Genomic DNA, 14,714 nt, shown 5'->3' with positions numbered 1-14,714 from the left:
ATGATGGGTCCTCAATGGATTACTGAAATGGCGTAATCCACTGTGGAGATTTTGCGCGGGCGGCGTGCGGTAGTTATCTACCGCGCGCCAGATTCGGCGTTCGCCAGACGATTGTCAGAGAGAGGGCAGGCCCCGTTGCCACAACGCGTAGTACACCCGCCCGGATTTCTGCTCGCGGTGCAGGCGCCAGTTGCCCGGCAGGCCGAGGGTCGATGGCGCGGTTTCACTTTCAGTGTAGATCCACGCATCGTCGGCCAGCCATTGGCGCTCTTCCAGCAGCGTGCACACGGCGGGCAGCAGGTTCTGGTTGAACGGCGGGTCGAGGAACACCAGGTCGAACGCGGTCGCAGTCTGGGTTTCCAGATATCGCAGGGCATCGGCGGTCTGCACGTGACCGTTGGTGCAGCGCAGCGTGCCGAGGTGTTCTTTCAGGCTGGACACCGCGACGTGGCTGGCATCCAGCGCCTGACCCAGGGCCGCGCCACGGGACAGTGCTTCGAGAAACAGCGCGCCGCTGCCGGCGAACGGGTCGAGCACCTTGGCCCCGGCAACGTAGGGCGCGAGCCAGTTGAACAGGGTTTCGCGCACCCGGTCCGGCGTCGGACGCAGACCCGGCGCATCAGGGAAGCTCAGCTTTCGGCTGCGCCATTCGCCGCCGATGATGCGTAACTGGTTCACACCGTTGTGCAGTTTTTGTACAGGTTTCTTTGGACTGGCCATTAATGCTCCGGAACCCCGAGCGGCTGCTCGGCAGGTTTATCAGATGGGGCCGGTAACGGCTTTTGCGGCACGGTCGGGCCAGCGCTGACGATGACCAGTTTATCCGTGCTCAAGTGTTTGTTCAGAACGTCGCGAACCTGCTCGACCGTCAGGCTCTGGGACTGACGCATGAAGTCGTCCAGATAATTCAGCGGCAGGTTGTAGAAACCCATGGCACCGAGCTGGCCGACGATATCGGCGTTGCTCGCGGTGGACAGCGGGAAGCTGCCGGCCAGTTCGCGCTTGGCGTCATCGAGCTCTTTCTGGGTCGGGCCGGTCTTGAGGTAGTCGGCGAGCACGTCCTGCACCAGTTTCAGGGTGCCTTCGCTCATTTCCGCGCGGGTCTGCAGGTTGATCATGAACGGGCCGCGCGCCTGCATCGGGCTGAATGCCGAATACACGCCGTAGGTCAGGCCGCGCTTCTCGCGCACTTCGCTCATCAAGCGAGTGCCGAAGCCACCGCCACCGAGGATCTGGTTGCCCATCGACAGCGCGGCGTAATCCGGGTCGTCACGGTCGATGCCCAGTTGCGCGATCATCAGGTTGGTCTGCTTCGACGGAAACTCGATGTGGCCGATGCCGGGTTTCGGCTCGATCGGTTGCTCGACTTTCGCCAGCGCCGGACCTTTTGGCAGTGCAGCGGACACCTGATTGGCAATCGCCTCGGCTTCGCTGCGGGACAGATCGCCCACCAGCGCGATCACCACGTTGCCGGCCGCATAGGCCTTGGCGTGGAACTCACGCAGTTGCGCCAGCGTGATCTTCGGCACGCTTTGCGCATTGCCGTCGCTGGCGTGGGCGTACGGGTGATCGCCGTAGAGGCGCTTCATCAGCTCCAGGCTGGCGAGTTTGCCGGGGTTCTGTTTCTGGTATTCGAAACCGGCGAGCATCTGGTTCTTGATGCGCGCGAAGGAGTCGGCCGGGAAAGTCGGTTTACCCACTACTTCCGAGAACAGCTTCAGCGCTGGCTCGCGTTTGTCGGCAGCACTGAGGCTTCGCAGCGACGCGATGGCCATGTCCTTGTAGGCGCCGTTGCCGAAATCCGCGCCCAGGCCTTCGAAACCCTGAGCGATGGCGCCGACATCCTTGCCCGCCACGCCTTCGTTGAGCATGGCGTTGGTCAGCAGGGCCAGGCCCGGCGCGTTGCCGTCCTGGCTGCTGCCGGCGGAGAAGATCAGGCGCATGTCGAACATCGGCAGTTCGCGAGCCTCGACGAACAGCACTTTGGCGCCTTCGGCGGTGTTCCAGGTCTGCACGTCGAGCTTGCGGCTGGCCGGGGCCTTGCCGTCTAGCTCGGCCAGCGATTGCAGCTTCTGGCTGGACTTGGCGTTATCCAGCGCTTCGCTGGCCTTGGTGTTGTCGCTTGGCACCAGGTAGAACGCAGCGGAGCCGATGATGGCCACGGTGATCAGGCCGAGCAGCAGGCGTGGGGTTTTGCGCTCACTCATGAGTCGTCTCCAGGGGCAGGACGTGGGCGACGCTGAGACGTTCGCGGGTGAAATACAGCTTGGCGGCGTTCTGGATGTCTTGCGGGGTGACGCTTTCCAGATCGGCCAGTTCGGTGTCCATCAGCTTCCACGACAGACCGACGGTCTCCAGCTGGCCGATGGCGGTGGCCTGGCTGGTGATCGAATCGCGCTCGAAGACCAGGCCGGCGATGACCTGCGCGCGTACGCGCTCCAGTTCTTCGGCGGACGGTGCGGTGGTTTTCAGCTGTTCCAGCAGTTTCCACAGACCGGCCTCAGCCTGGGCCATGGTTTTTTTCTTCTGGGTGTTCGGCGTGGCCGACAGGGTGAACAGGCTGTCACCGCGAGTGTAGGCGTCGTAGCTCGACGAACCGCCGGACACCAGCTCTTCACCGCGCTCCAGTTGGGTCGGGATGCGACCGCTGTAGCCGCCGTCCAGCAACGCCGAAATCAGGCGCAAGGCGTTGACCGAGCGTTTGTCTTCGGCAGTGGCGATGCTCGGGACGTTGAAACCGAGCATCAGGCTCGGCAGTTGAGTCTGCACGTGCAGGGTGATCTGGCGCTCGCCGGGCTCGGCCAGCTCCAGCGGCTTTTTCGCCGGCGGCACGTCGCGTTTCGGGATCGGCCCGAAGTAGCGCTGGGCGAGGGTTTTCACCTCGTCCGGGGTCACGTCGCCGACCACCACCAGCGTGGCGTTGTTCGGCACGTACCAGGACTGATACCAGTGGCGCAGCTCTTCGACCTTCATCCGCTCAAGGTCAGCCATCCAGCCGATGGTCGGCGTGTGATAACCGCTGGCCGGGTAGGCCATGGCCTTGTAGCGCTCGAAGGCCTTGGCCATCGGCTTGTCGTCGGTGCGCAGGCGGCGCTCTTCCTTGATGACTTCGATTTCCTTGGCGAACTCGTCGGCCGGCAGGCGCAGGTTGGCCATGCGGTCGGCTTCCAGTTCGAAGGCCACGCCCAGACGGTCGCGGGCCAGGACCTGGTAATAAGCGGTGAAGTCGTCGCTGGTGAAGGCGTTCTCTTCGGCGCCGAGGTCGCGCAGGATCAGCGAGGCTTCGCCGGGGCCGACTTTTTCGCTGCCCTTGAACATCATGTGCTCGAGGGCGTGGGACAGACCGGTCTGGCCCGGGGTTTCGTAGCTGGAACCGACCTTGTACCAGACCTGCGACACCACCACCGGCGCGCGATGGTCTTCGCGCACGACGACCTTCAAGCCGTTGTCGAGGGTGAATTCGTGGGTCGGTTGCGGGTCGGCCGCCAGGGCCGAAAGGGGCAGGCAGACTGTGCTGAGCAGCAGGCCTGCGGCGCGGCGGGCTAGAGCATTCATTCGTTTTTAAACCTGTTGGGCTGCCCGCTTGGTCTTAGCGTCGGCGGGCGAGAGGGTGCTAGGATACTGATCCGTTTTACTGGCGGCCACGCCTATCAGGCCACTGATCGGTCTATAGGTTGTACGGGTTACCGGCAGAAGCTTTGAGTTTCTCAGCTAAACTCTGCGTTTTCGCCGACGATGCCGTTCCAGTCCTTCGTATTTAATGACCTTTGAGGTGCTTTTGGCGCCTCGACAAAATGTTGCGCGTGAACAAGCTGGGTGAAACACAGTCTGTTCTGCATCGAATATTTATTTGCCGGGGCGCCCCTGTGGCGCGTCGCTACCGTGAGATAGCCGTCCTCCATGTTTGGTTCCAACGACGACAAGAAGACCCCAGCTGCGGCTGGCGAGAAGAAAGGCCTGTTCGGATGGCTGCGCAAGAAACCGCAGGAACCCGTCGTCGAACAGCCGACTGCCATTCCTGAGCAGGCCCTTGCGCCTGCTCCCGTAATAGAAGAAGCGCCGGCACCGGTCGTGCTGCCGATCGCCGAGCCGGTGCTGCAACCGGTGGCCGAGGCCGAGCCTGAAACGCCGGCTGCCGCCGAACTGCCGCTGACCCCGGCCAGCGAGCCGTGGCTGACCTTGCCGGTAGCGGAAGAGCCGGTGGCGCTGGTCGAAGAGGCCGCTCCGCACGTTACGCCAACGATTCCCGCGCCGGCTGCGTTCATGCCAGAGCCTGTTCAGGCGCCGGTGGTGGAAGCCGCTCCTGTCATTCCAGAGCCCGTGGTTGCTGCCCCGGTTGCCCCGATTGTCGAAGCGCCCGAGCCTGCACCTGCACCTGCACCTGCACCTGCACCTGCACCGGTAGCAGCAGTGCCAGTCGTTCCTGTGGAAACCCAGGTCGAAGCCCCGGTCGAAGCCCCGGTCGAGGCCCCGCGTACCGAAGAAACCAAGGCCGGCTTCTTCGCCCGTCTCAAGCAGGGCCTGTCCAAGACCAGCGCCAGTATCGGCGAAGGCATGGCCAGCCTGTTCCTCGGCAAGAAAGCCATCGATGACGATCTGCTCGACGATCTCGAAACCCGCCTGCTGACTGCCGACGTCGGCGTCGAGGCGACTTCGGTGATCATCCAGCGCCTGACCCAGAAGGTCGCACGTAAAGAGCTGGCGGATTCCGACGCCCTGTACAAATCCCTGCAGGCCGAGCTGGCTGCAATGCTCAAACCGGTCGAGCAGCCGCTGAAGATCGCTTCCCAGAACAAGCCGTTCGTGATTCTGGTGGTCGGCGTCAACGGCGCCGGCAAGACCACCACCATCGGCAAACTGGCGAAGAAACTGCAGCTGGAAGGCAAGAAAGTCATGTTGGCCGCCGGTGACACCTTCCGCGCCGCCGCTGTCGAGCAGTTGCAGGTCTGGGGCGAGCGCAACAAGATCCCGGTGATCGCCCAGCACACGGGCGCGGACTCGGCTTCGGTGATCTTCGACGCCGTGCAGGCCGCCAAGGCTCGTGGCATCGATGTGCTGATCGCCGACACCGCCGGTCGTCTGCACACCAAAGACAACCTGATGGAAGAACTGAAAAAGGTTCGCCGGGTGATCGGCAAGCTCGACGCCGATGCGCCGCACGAAGTGCTGCTGGTGCTCGACGCCGGCACCGGCCAGAACGCCATCAACCAGGCCAAGCAATTCAACCAGACCGTCGAACTGACCGGCCTGGCGCTGACCAAGCTCGACGGCACCGCCAAGGGCGGGGTGATTTTCGCCCTGGCCAAGCAGTTCGGCCTGCCGATCCGCTACATCGGCGTCGGTGAAGGCATCGACGATCTGCGTACCTTTGAAGCCGAACCCTTTGTCCAGGCACTGTTTGCAGAGCGGGAGCGTTCATGATTCGTTTCGAACAGGTCGGTAAGCGCTACCCGAACGGTCACGTCGGCTTGCATGAGCTGAGCTTTCGAGTCCGTCGCGGCGAGTTCCTGTTTGTCACCGGCCACTCCGGTGCCGGTAAATCCACATTGTTGCGCCTGTTGCTGGCGATGGAACGTCCGACCAGCGGCAAGCTGCTGCTGGCCGGGCAAGACCTGAGCACCATCAGCAACGCGCAGATTCCGTTCCTGCGTCGGCAGATCGGTGTGGTGTTCCAGAACCATCAACTGTTGTTCGATCGCACGGTGTTCAATAACGTCGCGCTGCCGTTGCAGATTCTCGGGCTGTCCAAGGTCGAGATCGCCAAGCGCGTCGATTCGGCGCTGGAGCGCGTGGCGCTGTCGGACAAGGCCGAGCTGTATCCGGGTGACCTGTCCACCGGTCAGCAGCAGCGCGTTGGCATTGCCCGCGCCATCGTTCACCGTCCGGCTTTGCTGCTGGCGGACGAACCGACCGGTAACCTCGACCCGCGTCTGGCGGCGGAGATCATGGGCGTGTTCGAAGACATCAACCGTCTGGGCACCAGCGTGCTGATCGCCAGTCATGACCTGGCGCTGATCGCGCGCATGCGCCATCGCATGCTGACCCTGCAACGCGGCCGATTGATCGGCGACGGGGAGGCCGGCGTATGAGTGCAACACGTAGTCCGAAGGTTTCCGAGCGCGTGGCCCCGAAGGCCGCCGATCCGCAACCGCCAAAGAAGAAAAAGCACGACGATGACGACGGCCCGGACTTCGCCACGTTGTTCCGTGCCTGGATCGAAAGCCATCGCGCCAGTTGGATCGACAGCCTGCGTCGTCTCGGCAAGCAGCCGATCGGCAGTTTCTTCACCTGCATGGTGATGGCAGTTGCGCTGAGCCTGCCGATGGGTCTTTCGCTGTTGCTGAGCAATGTCGAGCGCTTGGGCGGTTCGTGGCAGCGTGCGGCGCAGATTTCGCTGTACCTGGAGCTCGAGGCGACTCCGGCGCAGGGCGAAGCATTGCGCGACCAGATCAAGGGCATGCCGGGCGTAGCTGATGCTGAATATGTCGGTCGCGACCAGGCACTGGAAGAGTTCCAGCAGCAGTCGGGCCTGGGCGAAGCCCTGCGCGAACTTCCGGAAAACCCTTTGCCGGGTGTGGTGCTGGTGACGCCGAACGAGGTCGACAAGTCGACCCTGGAAGCATTAAGACAAAAACTTTCCGAGCTGCCCAAGGTACAACAGGCGCAACTTGATCTAGTCTGGGTCGAGCGTCTGGCCGCCATCCTCAAGCTCGGCGATCGTTTCGTCTTCGGTCTGACGGTGTTGCTGGTTTCCGCATTACTTTTGGTGATAGGCAATACCATTCGTCTTCATATTGAAAACCGCCGCACCGAGATAGAAGTGATTAAACTCGTCGGCGGCACCGACAGCTATGTGCGTCGTCCCTTCCTTTATATGGGCGCGTTGTATGGCTTCGGTGCGGGACTGCTGTCCTGGGGTGTATTGGCGTTCGGCCTGAACTGGCTGAACGATGCGGTGGTCGGGCTGGCCGGCTTGTACGGCAGCGATTTCGCACTGGCCGGCGTGCCAGTTGCCGACGGTCTGTCGCTCTTGCTTGGCGCGGTGCTGTTGGGTTATATCGGTGCATGGATTGCAGTCGCACGTCATCTCAGGGAGCTGGCGCCGAAGTAGAATCTTTTTTGCGCGTGATTGACCTTTCAGTGGTTAAGGAAACTTTCATTTGAGTTTCCGGTCAATTTTTCGCAATGCTGAAAAGCATGAGTATGTAAGTCGGAGGTTTTTCCGTATGTCCAATTCTTTGCAACCTGCGTATGCATTGGTTCCAGGCGCAAACCTGGAAGCCTACGTGCACACCGTCAACAGCATTCCATTGCTGACGCCGGAGCAGGAGCGTGAACTGGCCGAGAGTCTCTACTATGAGCAGGATCTGGGGGCGGCTCGGCAGATGGTGCTCGCCCACCTGCGGTTTGTCGTACACATCGCCCGTAGCTATTCCGGCTACGGTCTGGCTCAGGCTGACCTGATCCAGGAAGGTAACGTCGGCCTGATGAAGGCCGTGAAGCGTTTCAACCCGGAAATGGGCGTGCGTCTGGTGTCCTTCGCGGTGCACTGGATCAAGGCCGAGATTCACGAGTTCATCCTGCGCAACTGGCGGATCGTGAAAGTCGCGACCACCAAGGCCCAGCGCAAGCTGTTCTTCAACCTGCGCAGCCAGAAGAAACGTCTGGCCTGGCTGAACAACGAGGAAGTCCACCGTGTGGCGGAAAGCCTCGGCGTCGAGCCGCGTGAAGTGCGTGAGATGGAAAGTCGCCTGACCGGCCATGACATGGCCTTCGACCCGGCTGCGGAAGCAGACGACGACAGCGCTTTCCAGTCGCCGGCCAACTACCTGGAAGACCACCGGTACGACCCGGCGCGTCAACTGGAAGATGCCGACTGGAGCGACAACTCCAATCACAACCTGCACGAAGCGCTGGAAGTGCTGGACGAACGCAGCCGCGACATCCTCTACCAGCGCTGGCTGGCAGAAGAGAAAGCCACGCTGCACGACCTGGCGCAGAAGTACAACGTGTCGGCCGAGCGGATCCGTCAGCTCGAGAAGAGCGCGATGAACAAGCTCAAGTTGTCGATTGCCGCATAACCGGTAGTCCGGCAATAAAAAACGCCCCGATCAGTGATGATCGGGGCGTTTTTGTTTGCCTGTCGGAAAGTCATTGGGCCCAGGGCGCGCGGCGCGAATCATTGAGCGTCAGCAGGTAGCTGTCGCCACCCAGCTGGCTCATTTGTTGGCGAATCCAGCCGGCTCGGCGCGACACATAAGCGGTCGGATGACTGGCGCTCCAGACCCGGGGATTCGGCAGCACAGCCGCCAGATAACTCGCCTGCTGCCGGGACAGCGACCTGGCGCCTACGCCAAAGTGATGCCTTGCCGCCGCTTCGGCACCAAACACGCCGTCATCCCACTCGACGCTGTTCAGGTACACCTCGAGAATCCGCTGCTTGGGCCAGAACACTTCGATCAGCGCGGTGAACCACGCCTCCAGGCCCTTGCGCAGATAGCTGCGGCCGGACCACAAGAACAAATTCTTCGATACTTGCTGGCTCAGGGTGCTGGCGCCGCGAATCGAGCCGCCGAGCTCGTTGTGGGCCAGTGCGGCCTTGATCGCACTCAGGTCAAACCCCCAGTGCTCGGGGAATTTCTGGTCTTCGCCGGCAATCACCGCGACCTTCAGGTCATCGGAAATCTCGTCCCACGGCTTCCAGGTGCGTTGCAGATCGATCGGCTCGCCGTCGACCCAGGATTCGATCTTGCGCTCGACCATCAGCGCCGTGAACGGTGGCGGCACAAAGCGAAACACCAACACCAGCAATACGCTGCCGCCCGCGAACCAGAGCAGGGCCTTCGTGAAACGACGGAGAAATAAACGCAGCATAGAGATGGCTTGGCCGAACCGGTTGAGCGGGCCATTATACAGACCCTGCCGATCGAGTCTGACTGGAGTTCTACATGCTGCGTAGCTTTCTGATGCTGGCTGCCTTCTTTGGTTTCACCGGTGTCGGCCTCGGCGCATTCGCCGCCCATGGCTTGAAAAACCGCCTGACACCCGAATACCTGGCGATCTTCCACACCGGCGTTACCTATCAACTGGTGCATGCACTGGCGCTGTTTGGCGTGGCACTGCTGGCCACGCAGCTACAGGGGCGGCTGGTCGCCTGGGCCGGCATATCGTTCAGCGTCGGCATCCTGTTGTTCTCCGGCAGCCTGTACCTGCTGACCACCCTCGGCATCGGCAAGCTCGGCATCATCACCCCGTTCGGCGGTCTGGCATTCCTGATTGGCTGGCTGTGCCTGGGGCTGGCCGCCTGGCGCCTGTATCCAACCGCTTGACGCTTGGTGCTGACCTTTAGGTCATGATCGGGCTAGAATGCCACCCCCTAAAAAGTGATGGCGGCGTTGCGCATGCGCATTCAGTTGAACGGTGAATCCTTTGAACTGCCCGACGGTGAAACCGTTGCGGCCCTGCTGACCCGTCTGGACCTGACCGGACGCCGGGTGGCGGTCGAACTCAATCTGGATATCGTCCCGCGCAGCCAGCATGCCGACACCACTTTGAACGACGGCGACAACGTCGAAGTGGTGCACGCCATCGGCGGCGGCTGATCCCAAACACTGTGAAAACTGCTGCGTGCTGGGCGCCTTCGGCGCACGCAAGAAATACTGCGTTAAAAACAGGCTCGGAATGCTCATTTACAACCCGTAAACTCCGCTTCCTCGCCTGTTTTTGCCTTGTCTTTCCTTCGCTCGCGACGTTTTCACAGCGTTTGGCTATTTAAGGCATTCTGCAAGACCCTCACCCCAACAGAGGATTCCCCATGAGCATCGTTCGTAGCGACAAGCCTTTCGTTCTGGCCGGTCGTACTTACCAGTCGCGTTTGCTGGTCGGTACCGGCAAGTACCGTGACATGGAAGAAACCCGTCTGGCCATCGAAGCCTCGGGTGCCGAGATCGTCACCTTCGCCGTGCGCCGCACCAACCTGGGCCAGATCGAAGGCGAGCCGAACCTGCTCGAAGTGCTGTCGCCGGATCGCTACACCTTCCTGCCGAACACCGCCGGTTGCTACGACGCGGTCGAGGCCGTGCGCACCTGCCGCCTGGCCCGTGAACTGCTCGATGGCCACAACCTGGTGAAGCTGGAAGTGCTGGCCGACCAGAAAACCCTGTTCCCCAACGTGATCGAAACCCTCAAGGCCGCCGAAGTGCTGGTCAAGGAAGGCTTCGACGTGATGGTCTACACCAGTGATGACCCGATCATCGCCCGGCAACTGGCGGAAATCGGCTGCATCGCGGTGATGCCGCTGGCCGGTCTGATCGGTTCGGGCCTGGGGATCTGCAACCCGTACAACCTGCAGATCATCCTCGAAGAAGCCAAAATCCCGGTGCTGGTGGATGCCGGTGTCGGCACCGCTTCCGACGCCACCATCTCCATGGAACTGGGCTGTGACGCCGTGCTGATGAACTCGGCCATCGCCCACGCCCAGCAGCCGATCATGATGGCCGAAGCCATGAAACACGCGATCGTCGCGGGCCGCCTGGCCTACCTCGCCGGCCGCATGCCGAAAAAACTCTATGCCAGCGCCTCTTCGCCGCTGGATGGTCTGATCAAGTAAGAGCTATTGATGACTGAATCGAACGACACGCCAATCCAGACGGAAGAAGGCGACGAGCGCCAACACCGCCGCATCAAGAGTTTTGTGATGCGCGCCGGGCGCATGACCGAAGGCCAGCAGCGCGGCCTGGATCAGGGCGCGCCGAAGTTCGTCCTGCCGCTGGCCGATGCGCCGGTGGATTTCGACCAGGTGTTCGGCCGTTCCGCGCCGCGTTCGCTGGAGATCGGTTTCGGCATGGGCCACTCGCTGCTGGAGATGGCCGCCGCTGCGCCGGAGCAGGATTTCATCGGTGTCGAGGTTCACCGTCCGGGTGTCGGCGCACTGCTCAACGGCGTGCTGACTCAGGGCCTGACCAACCTGCGGGTCTACGACTGCGACGCGATCGAAGTGCTCAACCGCTGCATCGCCGACAACAGTCTCGATCGCCTGATGCTGTTCTTCCCGGATCCGTGGCACAAGAGCCGTCACCACAAGCGCCGCATCGTTCAGGCGTCCTTCGCTGAACTGGTGCGCAGCAAGTTGAAGGTTGGCGGCATTCTGCACATGGCCACCGACTGGGAGCCGTACGCCGAATACATGCTGGAAGTGATGAACGTCGCCCCGGGCTATCGCAACCTCGCCGAAGACGGCAAGTGCGTACCCCGCCCGGCCGAACGGCCGATCACCAAGTTCGAACGCCGCGGCGAACGTCTTGGGCATGGCGTGTGGGATCTGAAGTTCGAAAAGCAGTCCTGAATATCACGCAACAATAAATGTGGGAGCGGGCTTGCTCGCGAAGGCGTCATTTCAGTCGATATCAATATCGAATGATCTACCGCTTTCGCGAGCAAGCTCGCTCCCACATTTGCGTTCTGTGTGTACTGAAAATCAGCGGCGGTCGGCCACTACGCCAATCAACACCAGCACCACCAACAACACCGGCGCCAGGCTGTAGTTGTTGAACTGGCTCAAGCCCTTCACCACCCAGGGTGTGGCGTAGATCAGCGCCGCGCCGCTGCCGATCAGACACAGCAGGGCCATCAGCGGCACGCGCAGGGCGCCGGCGATGCTGCCCAGGCGTTGCTCGACCCAGCCCTTGAAGTCGGCGCCGAACAGCACCAGCAGGCAGCCCACCAGGGCCAGAGCGATTTCCGAGAGGTTGCTGCGGCTCCAGCGGGACACGGTGGCGAGCAGGTCGAGAATCAAATCCATGTTTTTTCCTTAGGGCTGCCGTTGGGCGTTGGGCTCAGCTCAGAAATTTCTGCAGCAAGTCGTTGAGGAACAGTTGTCCGCGCTCGGTGGCCGCCAGACGTGACGGTTCGACCTGCAACAGACCGCTTTGTTCGGCCTCGCGCCGGTGTTCGTCGAGGCTCTCCAGCGGCAGGCCGGTGCGCTCCGGGTACAGGCGCGATTCGACGCCGGCGGTCAGGCGCAGGGCGTTCATCAGGAATTCGAACGGCATCTCGTCGTTGGTCAGGGCTTTCTCGCCGGCCTGGAAGCTTTTTGCCGGGTTGAGGTAATCCTTCGGCAAGCGCGTCTTCCAGGTGCGCACGATGCGCCCGTCCGGATGGCTGAGCTTGCCGTGAGCGCCGGCGCCGATGCCGATGAAGTCGCCGAAGCTCCAGTAATTGAGGTTATGCCGCGCCGGGCGGCCCGGTTGGGCATACGCCGAAACTTCGTACTGCGCGTAACCGTGCTCGGCGAGCAGTGCCTGCCCGGCCTCTTGAATGTCCCACAGCGTGTCGTCTTCCGGCAGCACCGGCGGCTGGTTCCAGAACACGGTGTTCGGCTCCAGCGTCAACTGATACCAGGAAATGTGGGTCGGCTTCAGCTCGATAGCCTGGCGCAGATCGCTCAGGGCATCGTCCAGCGACTGGTCCGGCAAGCCGTGCATCAAGTCGAGGTTGAAGTTATCGAACCCGGCTTGGCGCGCCATGCCAGCTGCGCGTACCGCTTCGTCGCCGTTGTGGATACGGCCGAGGGCCTTGAGCTTTTCCTGCTGGAAGCTCTGGATGCCGATCGACAGGCGATTGATCCCCAGCTTGCGGTAGGCGACGAACTTCTCTTGTTCGAAGGTTCCGGGGTTGGCTTCCAGGGTGATTTCGATGTCATCGGCAAACGGGATGCGCTGTTTCACGCCTTCCAGCAATCGACCCAGGGCTTCGGCGCTGAACAGGCTCGGCGTGCCGCCGCCAAAGAAGATCGAACTCAACTCACGGCCATACACTGCGTGCAGATCCTGATCGAGGTCGGCGAGCAGCGCGTCGACGTATTCCTGCTCCGGCAGCACCGGGCTGGCGGTGTGGGAGTTGAAGTCGCAATACGGACATTTGCGCACACACCACGGTATGTGGATGTACAGCGCCAGGGGCGGCAGCGTCGGCAACGGCGCCCGAGGCGAGGAGGCGGCGCCGCCGATAATCAGCGACGACACGGAAGAACTATCGGTCATTTCAAGCCCAGACGCTGGCGCAGCAGATCCATTGCACGGGCGCGGTGGCTGATCTGGTTCTTGTCGCTCGGGCTCAGCTCGGCGCTGGACACGTTACGCTCCGGCACCCAGAACAGTGGGTCGTAGCCGAAACCGTGTTCACCGCTGGCAGCGGTCAGGATGCGCCCGTGCCACAGACCTTCGCAGAGGATCGGCAGCGGATCGTCGGCGTGACGCACCAAGGCCAGCACGCAGACAAACTGCGCGCCGCGCTCGGCTTCAGGCACATCCTTCAAGGCGTCGAGCAGTTTGGCGTTGTTCGCCGCGTCGCCTTTGCCGTCGGCGTAGCGCGCCGAATAGATGCCCGGCGCACCGCCGAGGAAATCCACCGCCAGGCCCGAATCGTCGGCCAGCGCCGGCAATCCGGAAATGCGCGCAGCATTGCGGGCCTTGAGGATCGCGTTCTCGACGAACGACAGACCGGTTTCTTCCGGCTCCACGCTGCTGAATTCGCCGATCGAGCGCAGTTGCACCGAGTCGCCGAGCATGGCCTGGAGTTCCTTGAGTTTGCCGGCGTTATGGCTGGCCAGTACGAGTTGCTTGAGATTGATCATTGGCCAGGGAAAAGCTCTTGGTTGAAATTGAGGGTGTTGATCTTGTCGCCGGTCTGCACCTTGATTTCAAAAGTGCGGGTTTCCTGCTGCTCCACCGGGTACTGGGCGATGTAATAGATCGCGCCCTGTTCGGTGATCTGGCGGAAGGTCAGCGGCACACTCTGGCTGGTCAGGTCTTTGACGGTGCCGGTGACCTGGGCGATCAGCGGCTTGCCGTCCTTGATCACCGAGACATTGATCACACCCCGGTTCTTGCTGCGGATCAGCTCGGCAGCCTTGGCGATGTCCGGCGTCAGGAAGGTCGAGTTGAAGGTGTTGTAATGCACGGTGACATCACCGAACACTTCCTTGCGTTCGCCCTTGATGGCATCGGCGGCCACGGCCGACAGGCTCAGGCAGGCGGCCAATAGCGCGGTAATCAAGCGTCCCATGTTCGTTCTCCTCGCAATGTCGTGGTTCAGACCGCGATTCTGTGATCCGCAAGCCCCGGGCTGCTGACGCGGTAGATACCGATCTCACCTAACAGATTAGGCCATAGCTTACTGGCCCACCCGTGGCGGTGCTGTTGATCCACGGCAAGCCGATCAATGACCTTCGCCTCACGTTCGCGGCAAAGTTCTTCAAAGTCTTCGAAGGTGCAGAAGTGGATGTTCGGCGTGTTGTACCAGGTGTACGGCAGAAATTCCGACACCGGCATCCGACCCTTGCTCGCCAGGTACCAGCGGCAGCGCCAGTGACCGAAGTTGGGGAAGGTGATGATGCACTGGCGGCCGACACGCAGCATTTCGTCGAGGATCTTGTCCGGGTAATGCACGGCTTGCAGGGCCTGGGTCATCACCACGATATCGAAGCTGTTGCTGGCGAAGTTGCCCAGGCCTTTGTCCAAGTCCTGCTCGATGACGTTGATGCCCTTGGCCACGCACTCGGCGATGTTGTCCGGGTCGTTTTCCAGGCCATAGCCGGTGACCTGCTTGTGGTCGCGCAGCCAGGTCAGCAACTCGCCGTCACCGCAGCCGAGGTCGAGCACGCGGCTGCCGGCGGGGATCCATTCCTGGATGATTTCCAGATCAGCTCTCATGGC

Annotated in this window: 17 protein-coding genes; 8 read left to right on the top strand and 9 right to left on the bottom strand. The window is 61.9% G+C overall.

Annotated elements, in window-relative coordinates; genetic code table 11:
* Positions 1 to 114: 114 nt before the first annotated feature.
* Genes rsmD through K3819_RS27440 form a run of 3 tightly spaced genes read right to left on the bottom strand, consistent with a single transcriptional unit; the run spans position 115 to position 3,555 of the window.
* On the bottom strand, positions 115 to 720 hold the full coding sequence (gene rsmD, locus K3819_RS27450; protein ID WP_221398273.1) for a 16S rRNA (guanine(966)-N(2))-methyltransferase RsmD: 606 nt from the start codon (positions 718 to 720) through the stop codon (positions 115 to 117).
* The gene (locus K3819_RS27445; RefSeq protein WP_085611984.1) at positions 720 to 2,207 is read right to left on the bottom strand and encodes a pitrilysin family protein; all 1,488 of its coding nucleotides are present in this window, start codon (positions 2,205 to 2,207) and stop codon (positions 720 to 722) included. The genes rsmD and K3819_RS27445 overlap by 1 nt, the downstream gene beginning before the upstream one ends.
* On the bottom strand, positions 2,200 to 3,555 hold the full coding sequence (locus K3819_RS27440; protein WP_064600101.1) for a pitrilysin family protein: 1,356 nt from the start codon (positions 3,553 to 3,555) through the stop codon (positions 2,200 to 2,202). Before K3819_RS27440 ends, K3819_RS27445 begins: the two co-directional genes overlap by 8 nt.
* 345 nt (positions 3,556 to 3,900) lie before the next feature.
* On the opposite strand from K3819_RS27440, the gene ftsY reads away from it, so the two are divergent.
* The 4 genes from ftsY to rpoH all read left to right on the top strand — a co-directional run bounded on the left by ftsY (position 3,901) and on the right by rpoH (position 8,081).
* A complete protein-coding gene (gene ftsY / locus K3819_RS27435) occupies positions 3,901 to 5,421 on the top strand; it encodes a signal recognition particle-docking protein FtsY (RefSeq protein ID WP_221398272.1) in 1,521 nt (506 codons plus the stop codon).
* The gene (gene ftsE, locus K3819_RS27430) at positions 5,418 to 6,089 is read left to right on the top strand and encodes a cell division ATP-binding protein FtsE (RefSeq protein WP_007953396.1); all 672 of its coding nucleotides are present in this window, start codon (positions 5,418 to 5,420) and stop codon (positions 6,087 to 6,089) included. Before ftsY ends, ftsE begins: the two co-directional genes overlap by 4 nt.
* Positions 6,086 to 7,111 carry a permease-like cell division protein FtsX gene (ftsX, locus tag K3819_RS27425; protein ID WP_085611981.1) on the top strand — a complete coding sequence of 342 codons (1,026 nt, stop codon included), beginning with the start codon at positions 6,086 to 6,088 and terminating at the stop codon, positions 7,109 to 7,111. The genes ftsE and ftsX overlap by 4 nt, the downstream gene beginning before the upstream one ends.
* 115 nt (positions 7,112 to 7,226) lie before the next feature.
* Positions 7,227 to 8,081 carry an RNA polymerase sigma factor RpoH gene (rpoH, locus tag K3819_RS27420; RefSeq protein WP_007953393.1) on the top strand — a complete coding sequence of 285 codons (855 nt, stop codon included), beginning with the start codon at positions 7,227 to 7,229 and terminating at the stop codon, positions 8,079 to 8,081.
* A gap of 70 nt (positions 8,082 to 8,151) precedes the next feature.
* Here the strand turns inward: rpoH and mtgA are convergent, their stop codons facing one another.
* Positions 8,152 to 8,874, bottom strand: a complete 723-nt coding sequence (gene mtgA / locus K3819_RS27415; protein ID WP_085611980.1) for a monofunctional biosynthetic peptidoglycan transglycosylase — start codon at positions 8,872 to 8,874, stop codon at positions 8,152 to 8,154.
* 74 nt (positions 8,875 to 8,948) lie between these two features.
* On the opposite strand from mtgA, the gene K3819_RS27410 reads away from it, so the two are divergent.
* The 4 genes from K3819_RS27410 to trmB all read left to right on the top strand — a co-directional run bounded on the left by K3819_RS27410 (position 8,949) and on the right by trmB (position 11,344).
* On the top strand, positions 8,949 to 9,329 hold the full coding sequence (locus K3819_RS27410) for a DUF423 domain-containing protein (RefSeq protein WP_064600093.1): 381 nt from the start codon (positions 8,949 to 8,951) through the stop codon (positions 9,327 to 9,329).
* Between the two features lie 72 nt (positions 9,330 to 9,401).
* The gene (gene thiS / locus K3819_RS27405) at positions 9,402 to 9,602 is read left to right on the top strand and encodes a sulfur carrier protein ThiS (protein WP_007953386.1); all 201 of its coding nucleotides are present in this window, start codon (positions 9,402 to 9,404) and stop codon (positions 9,600 to 9,602) included.
* A 212-nt stretch (positions 9,603 to 9,814) separates the two neighbouring features.
* Positions 9,815 to 10,609: a thiazole synthase gene (locus tag K3819_RS27400; protein WP_007953385.1), complete on the top strand. Its 795-nt coding sequence runs from the start codon at positions 9,815 to 9,817 to the stop codon at positions 10,607 to 10,609.
* Positions 10,610 to 10,618: 9 nt separating this feature from the next.
* A complete protein-coding gene (gene trmB / locus K3819_RS27395; RefSeq protein WP_064380092.1) occupies positions 10,619 to 11,344 on the top strand; it encodes a tRNA (guanosine(46)-N7)-methyltransferase TrmB in 726 nt (241 codons plus the stop codon).
* A gap of 132 nt (positions 11,345 to 11,476) precedes the next feature.
* Here trmB and K3819_RS27390 read toward each other — a convergent pair whose 3' ends face one another.
* From K3819_RS27390 to metW, 5 genes are read right to left on the bottom strand one after another with little or no spacing between them, the layout of a single operon-like run.
* Positions 11,477 to 11,800 (bottom strand): DUF3392 domain-containing protein, encoded by a 324-nt coding sequence (locus K3819_RS27390; protein ID WP_074690154.1) that lies wholly within the window; start codon positions 11,798 to 11,800, stop codon positions 11,477 to 11,479.
* 34 nt (positions 11,801 to 11,834) lie between these two features.
* Positions 11,835 to 13,040 (bottom strand): radical SAM family heme chaperone HemW, encoded by a 1,206-nt coding sequence (hemW, locus tag K3819_RS27385; RefSeq protein WP_260329004.1) that lies wholly within the window; start codon positions 13,038 to 13,040, stop codon positions 11,835 to 11,837.
* Positions 13,037 to 13,633, bottom strand: coding sequence for an RdgB/HAM1 family non-canonical purine NTP pyrophosphatase (rdgB, locus tag K3819_RS27380; RefSeq protein WP_011336379.1), 597 nt, complete (start codon positions 13,631 to 13,633; stop codon positions 13,037 to 13,039). The genes hemW and rdgB overlap by 4 nt, the downstream gene beginning before the upstream one ends.
* Positions 13,630 to 14,064, bottom strand: a complete 435-nt coding sequence (locus K3819_RS27375) for a DUF4426 domain-containing protein (RefSeq protein WP_221398271.1) — start codon at positions 14,062 to 14,064, stop codon at positions 13,630 to 13,632. Before K3819_RS27375 ends, rdgB begins: the two co-directional genes overlap by 4 nt.
* A 26-nt stretch (positions 14,065 to 14,090) precedes the next feature.
* Positions 14,091 to 14,711: a methionine biosynthesis protein MetW gene (gene metW, locus K3819_RS27370; protein WP_011336377.1), complete on the bottom strand. Its 621-nt coding sequence runs from the start codon at positions 14,709 to 14,711 to the stop codon at positions 14,091 to 14,093.
* Positions 14,712 to 14,714 lie beyond the last annotated feature (3 nt).

The sequence above is a fragment of the Pseudomonas sp. 3-2 genome (genome assembly GCF_019710535.1).
Lineage (GTDB): Bacteria > Pseudomonadota > Gammaproteobacteria > Pseudomonadales > Pseudomonadaceae > Aquipseudomonas > Aquipseudomonas pharyngis.
Note: the sequence above shows the minus strand (reverse complement) of the source record. Positions and strands in the feature narration are given on the sequence as shown.

Bases quoted from the DNA above. Each gene is read 5' to 3' on its own strand.
- K3819_RS27375 (WP_221398271.1), bottom strand. From the start codon at position 14,064: ATGGGACGCTTGATTACCGCGCTATTGGCCGCCTGCCTGAGCCTGTCG.
- hemW (WP_260329004.1), bottom strand. From the start codon at position 13,040: ATGACCGATAGTTCTTCCGTGTCGTCGCTGATTATCGGCGGCGCCGCC.
- rpoH (WP_007953393.1), top strand. From the start codon at position 7,227: ATGTCCAATTCTTTGCAACCTGCGTATGCATTGGTTCCAGGCGCAAAC.
- trmB (WP_064380092.1), top strand. From the start codon at position 10,619: ATGACTGAATCGAACGACACGCCAATCCAGACGGAAGAAGGCGACGAG.
- K3819_RS27445 (WP_085611984.1), bottom strand. From the start codon at position 2,207: ATGAGTGAGCGCAAAACCCCACGCCTGCTGCTCGGCCTGATCACCGTG.
- ftsY (WP_221398272.1), top strand. From the start codon at position 3,901: ATGTTTGGTTCCAACGACGACAAGAAGACCCCAGCTGCGGCTGGCGAG.
- rdgB (WP_011336379.1), bottom strand. From the start codon at position 13,633: ATGATCAATCTCAAGCAACTCGTACTGGCCAGCCATAACGCCGGCAAA.
- K3819_RS27410 (WP_064600093.1), top strand. From the start codon at position 8,949: ATGCTGCGTAGCTTTCTGATGCTGGCTGCCTTCTTTGGTTTCACCGGT.
- K3819_RS27440 (WP_064600101.1), bottom strand. From the start codon at position 3,555: ATGAATGCTCTAGCCCGCCGCGCCGCAGGCCTGCTGCTCAGCACAGTC.
- ftsE (WP_007953396.1), top strand. From the start codon at position 5,418: ATGATTCGTTTCGAACAGGTCGGTAAGCGCTACCCGAACGGTCACGTC.
- ftsX (WP_085611981.1), top strand. From the start codon at position 6,086: ATGAGTGCAACACGTAGTCCGAAGGTTTCCGAGCGCGTGGCCCCGAAG.
- K3819_RS27400 (WP_007953385.1), top strand. From the start codon at position 9,815: ATGAGCATCGTTCGTAGCGACAAGCCTTTCGTTCTGGCCGGTCGTACT.
- mtgA (WP_085611980.1), bottom strand. From the start codon at position 8,874: ATGCTGCGTTTATTTCTCCGTCGTTTCACGAAGGCCCTGCTCTGGTTC.
- metW (WP_011336377.1), bottom strand. From the start codon at position 14,711: ATGAGAGCTGATCTGGAAATCATCCAGGAATGGATCCCCGCCGGCAGC.
- rsmD (WP_221398273.1), bottom strand. From the start codon at position 720: ATGGCCAGTCCAAAGAAACCTGTACAAAAACTGCACAACGGTGTGAAC.
- thiS (WP_007953386.1), top strand. From the start codon at position 9,402: ATGCGCATTCAGTTGAACGGTGAATCCTTTGAACTGCCCGACGGTGAA.
- K3819_RS27390 (WP_074690154.1), bottom strand. From the start codon at position 11,800: ATGGATTTGATTCTCGACCTGCTCGCCACCGTGTCCCGCTGGAGCCGC.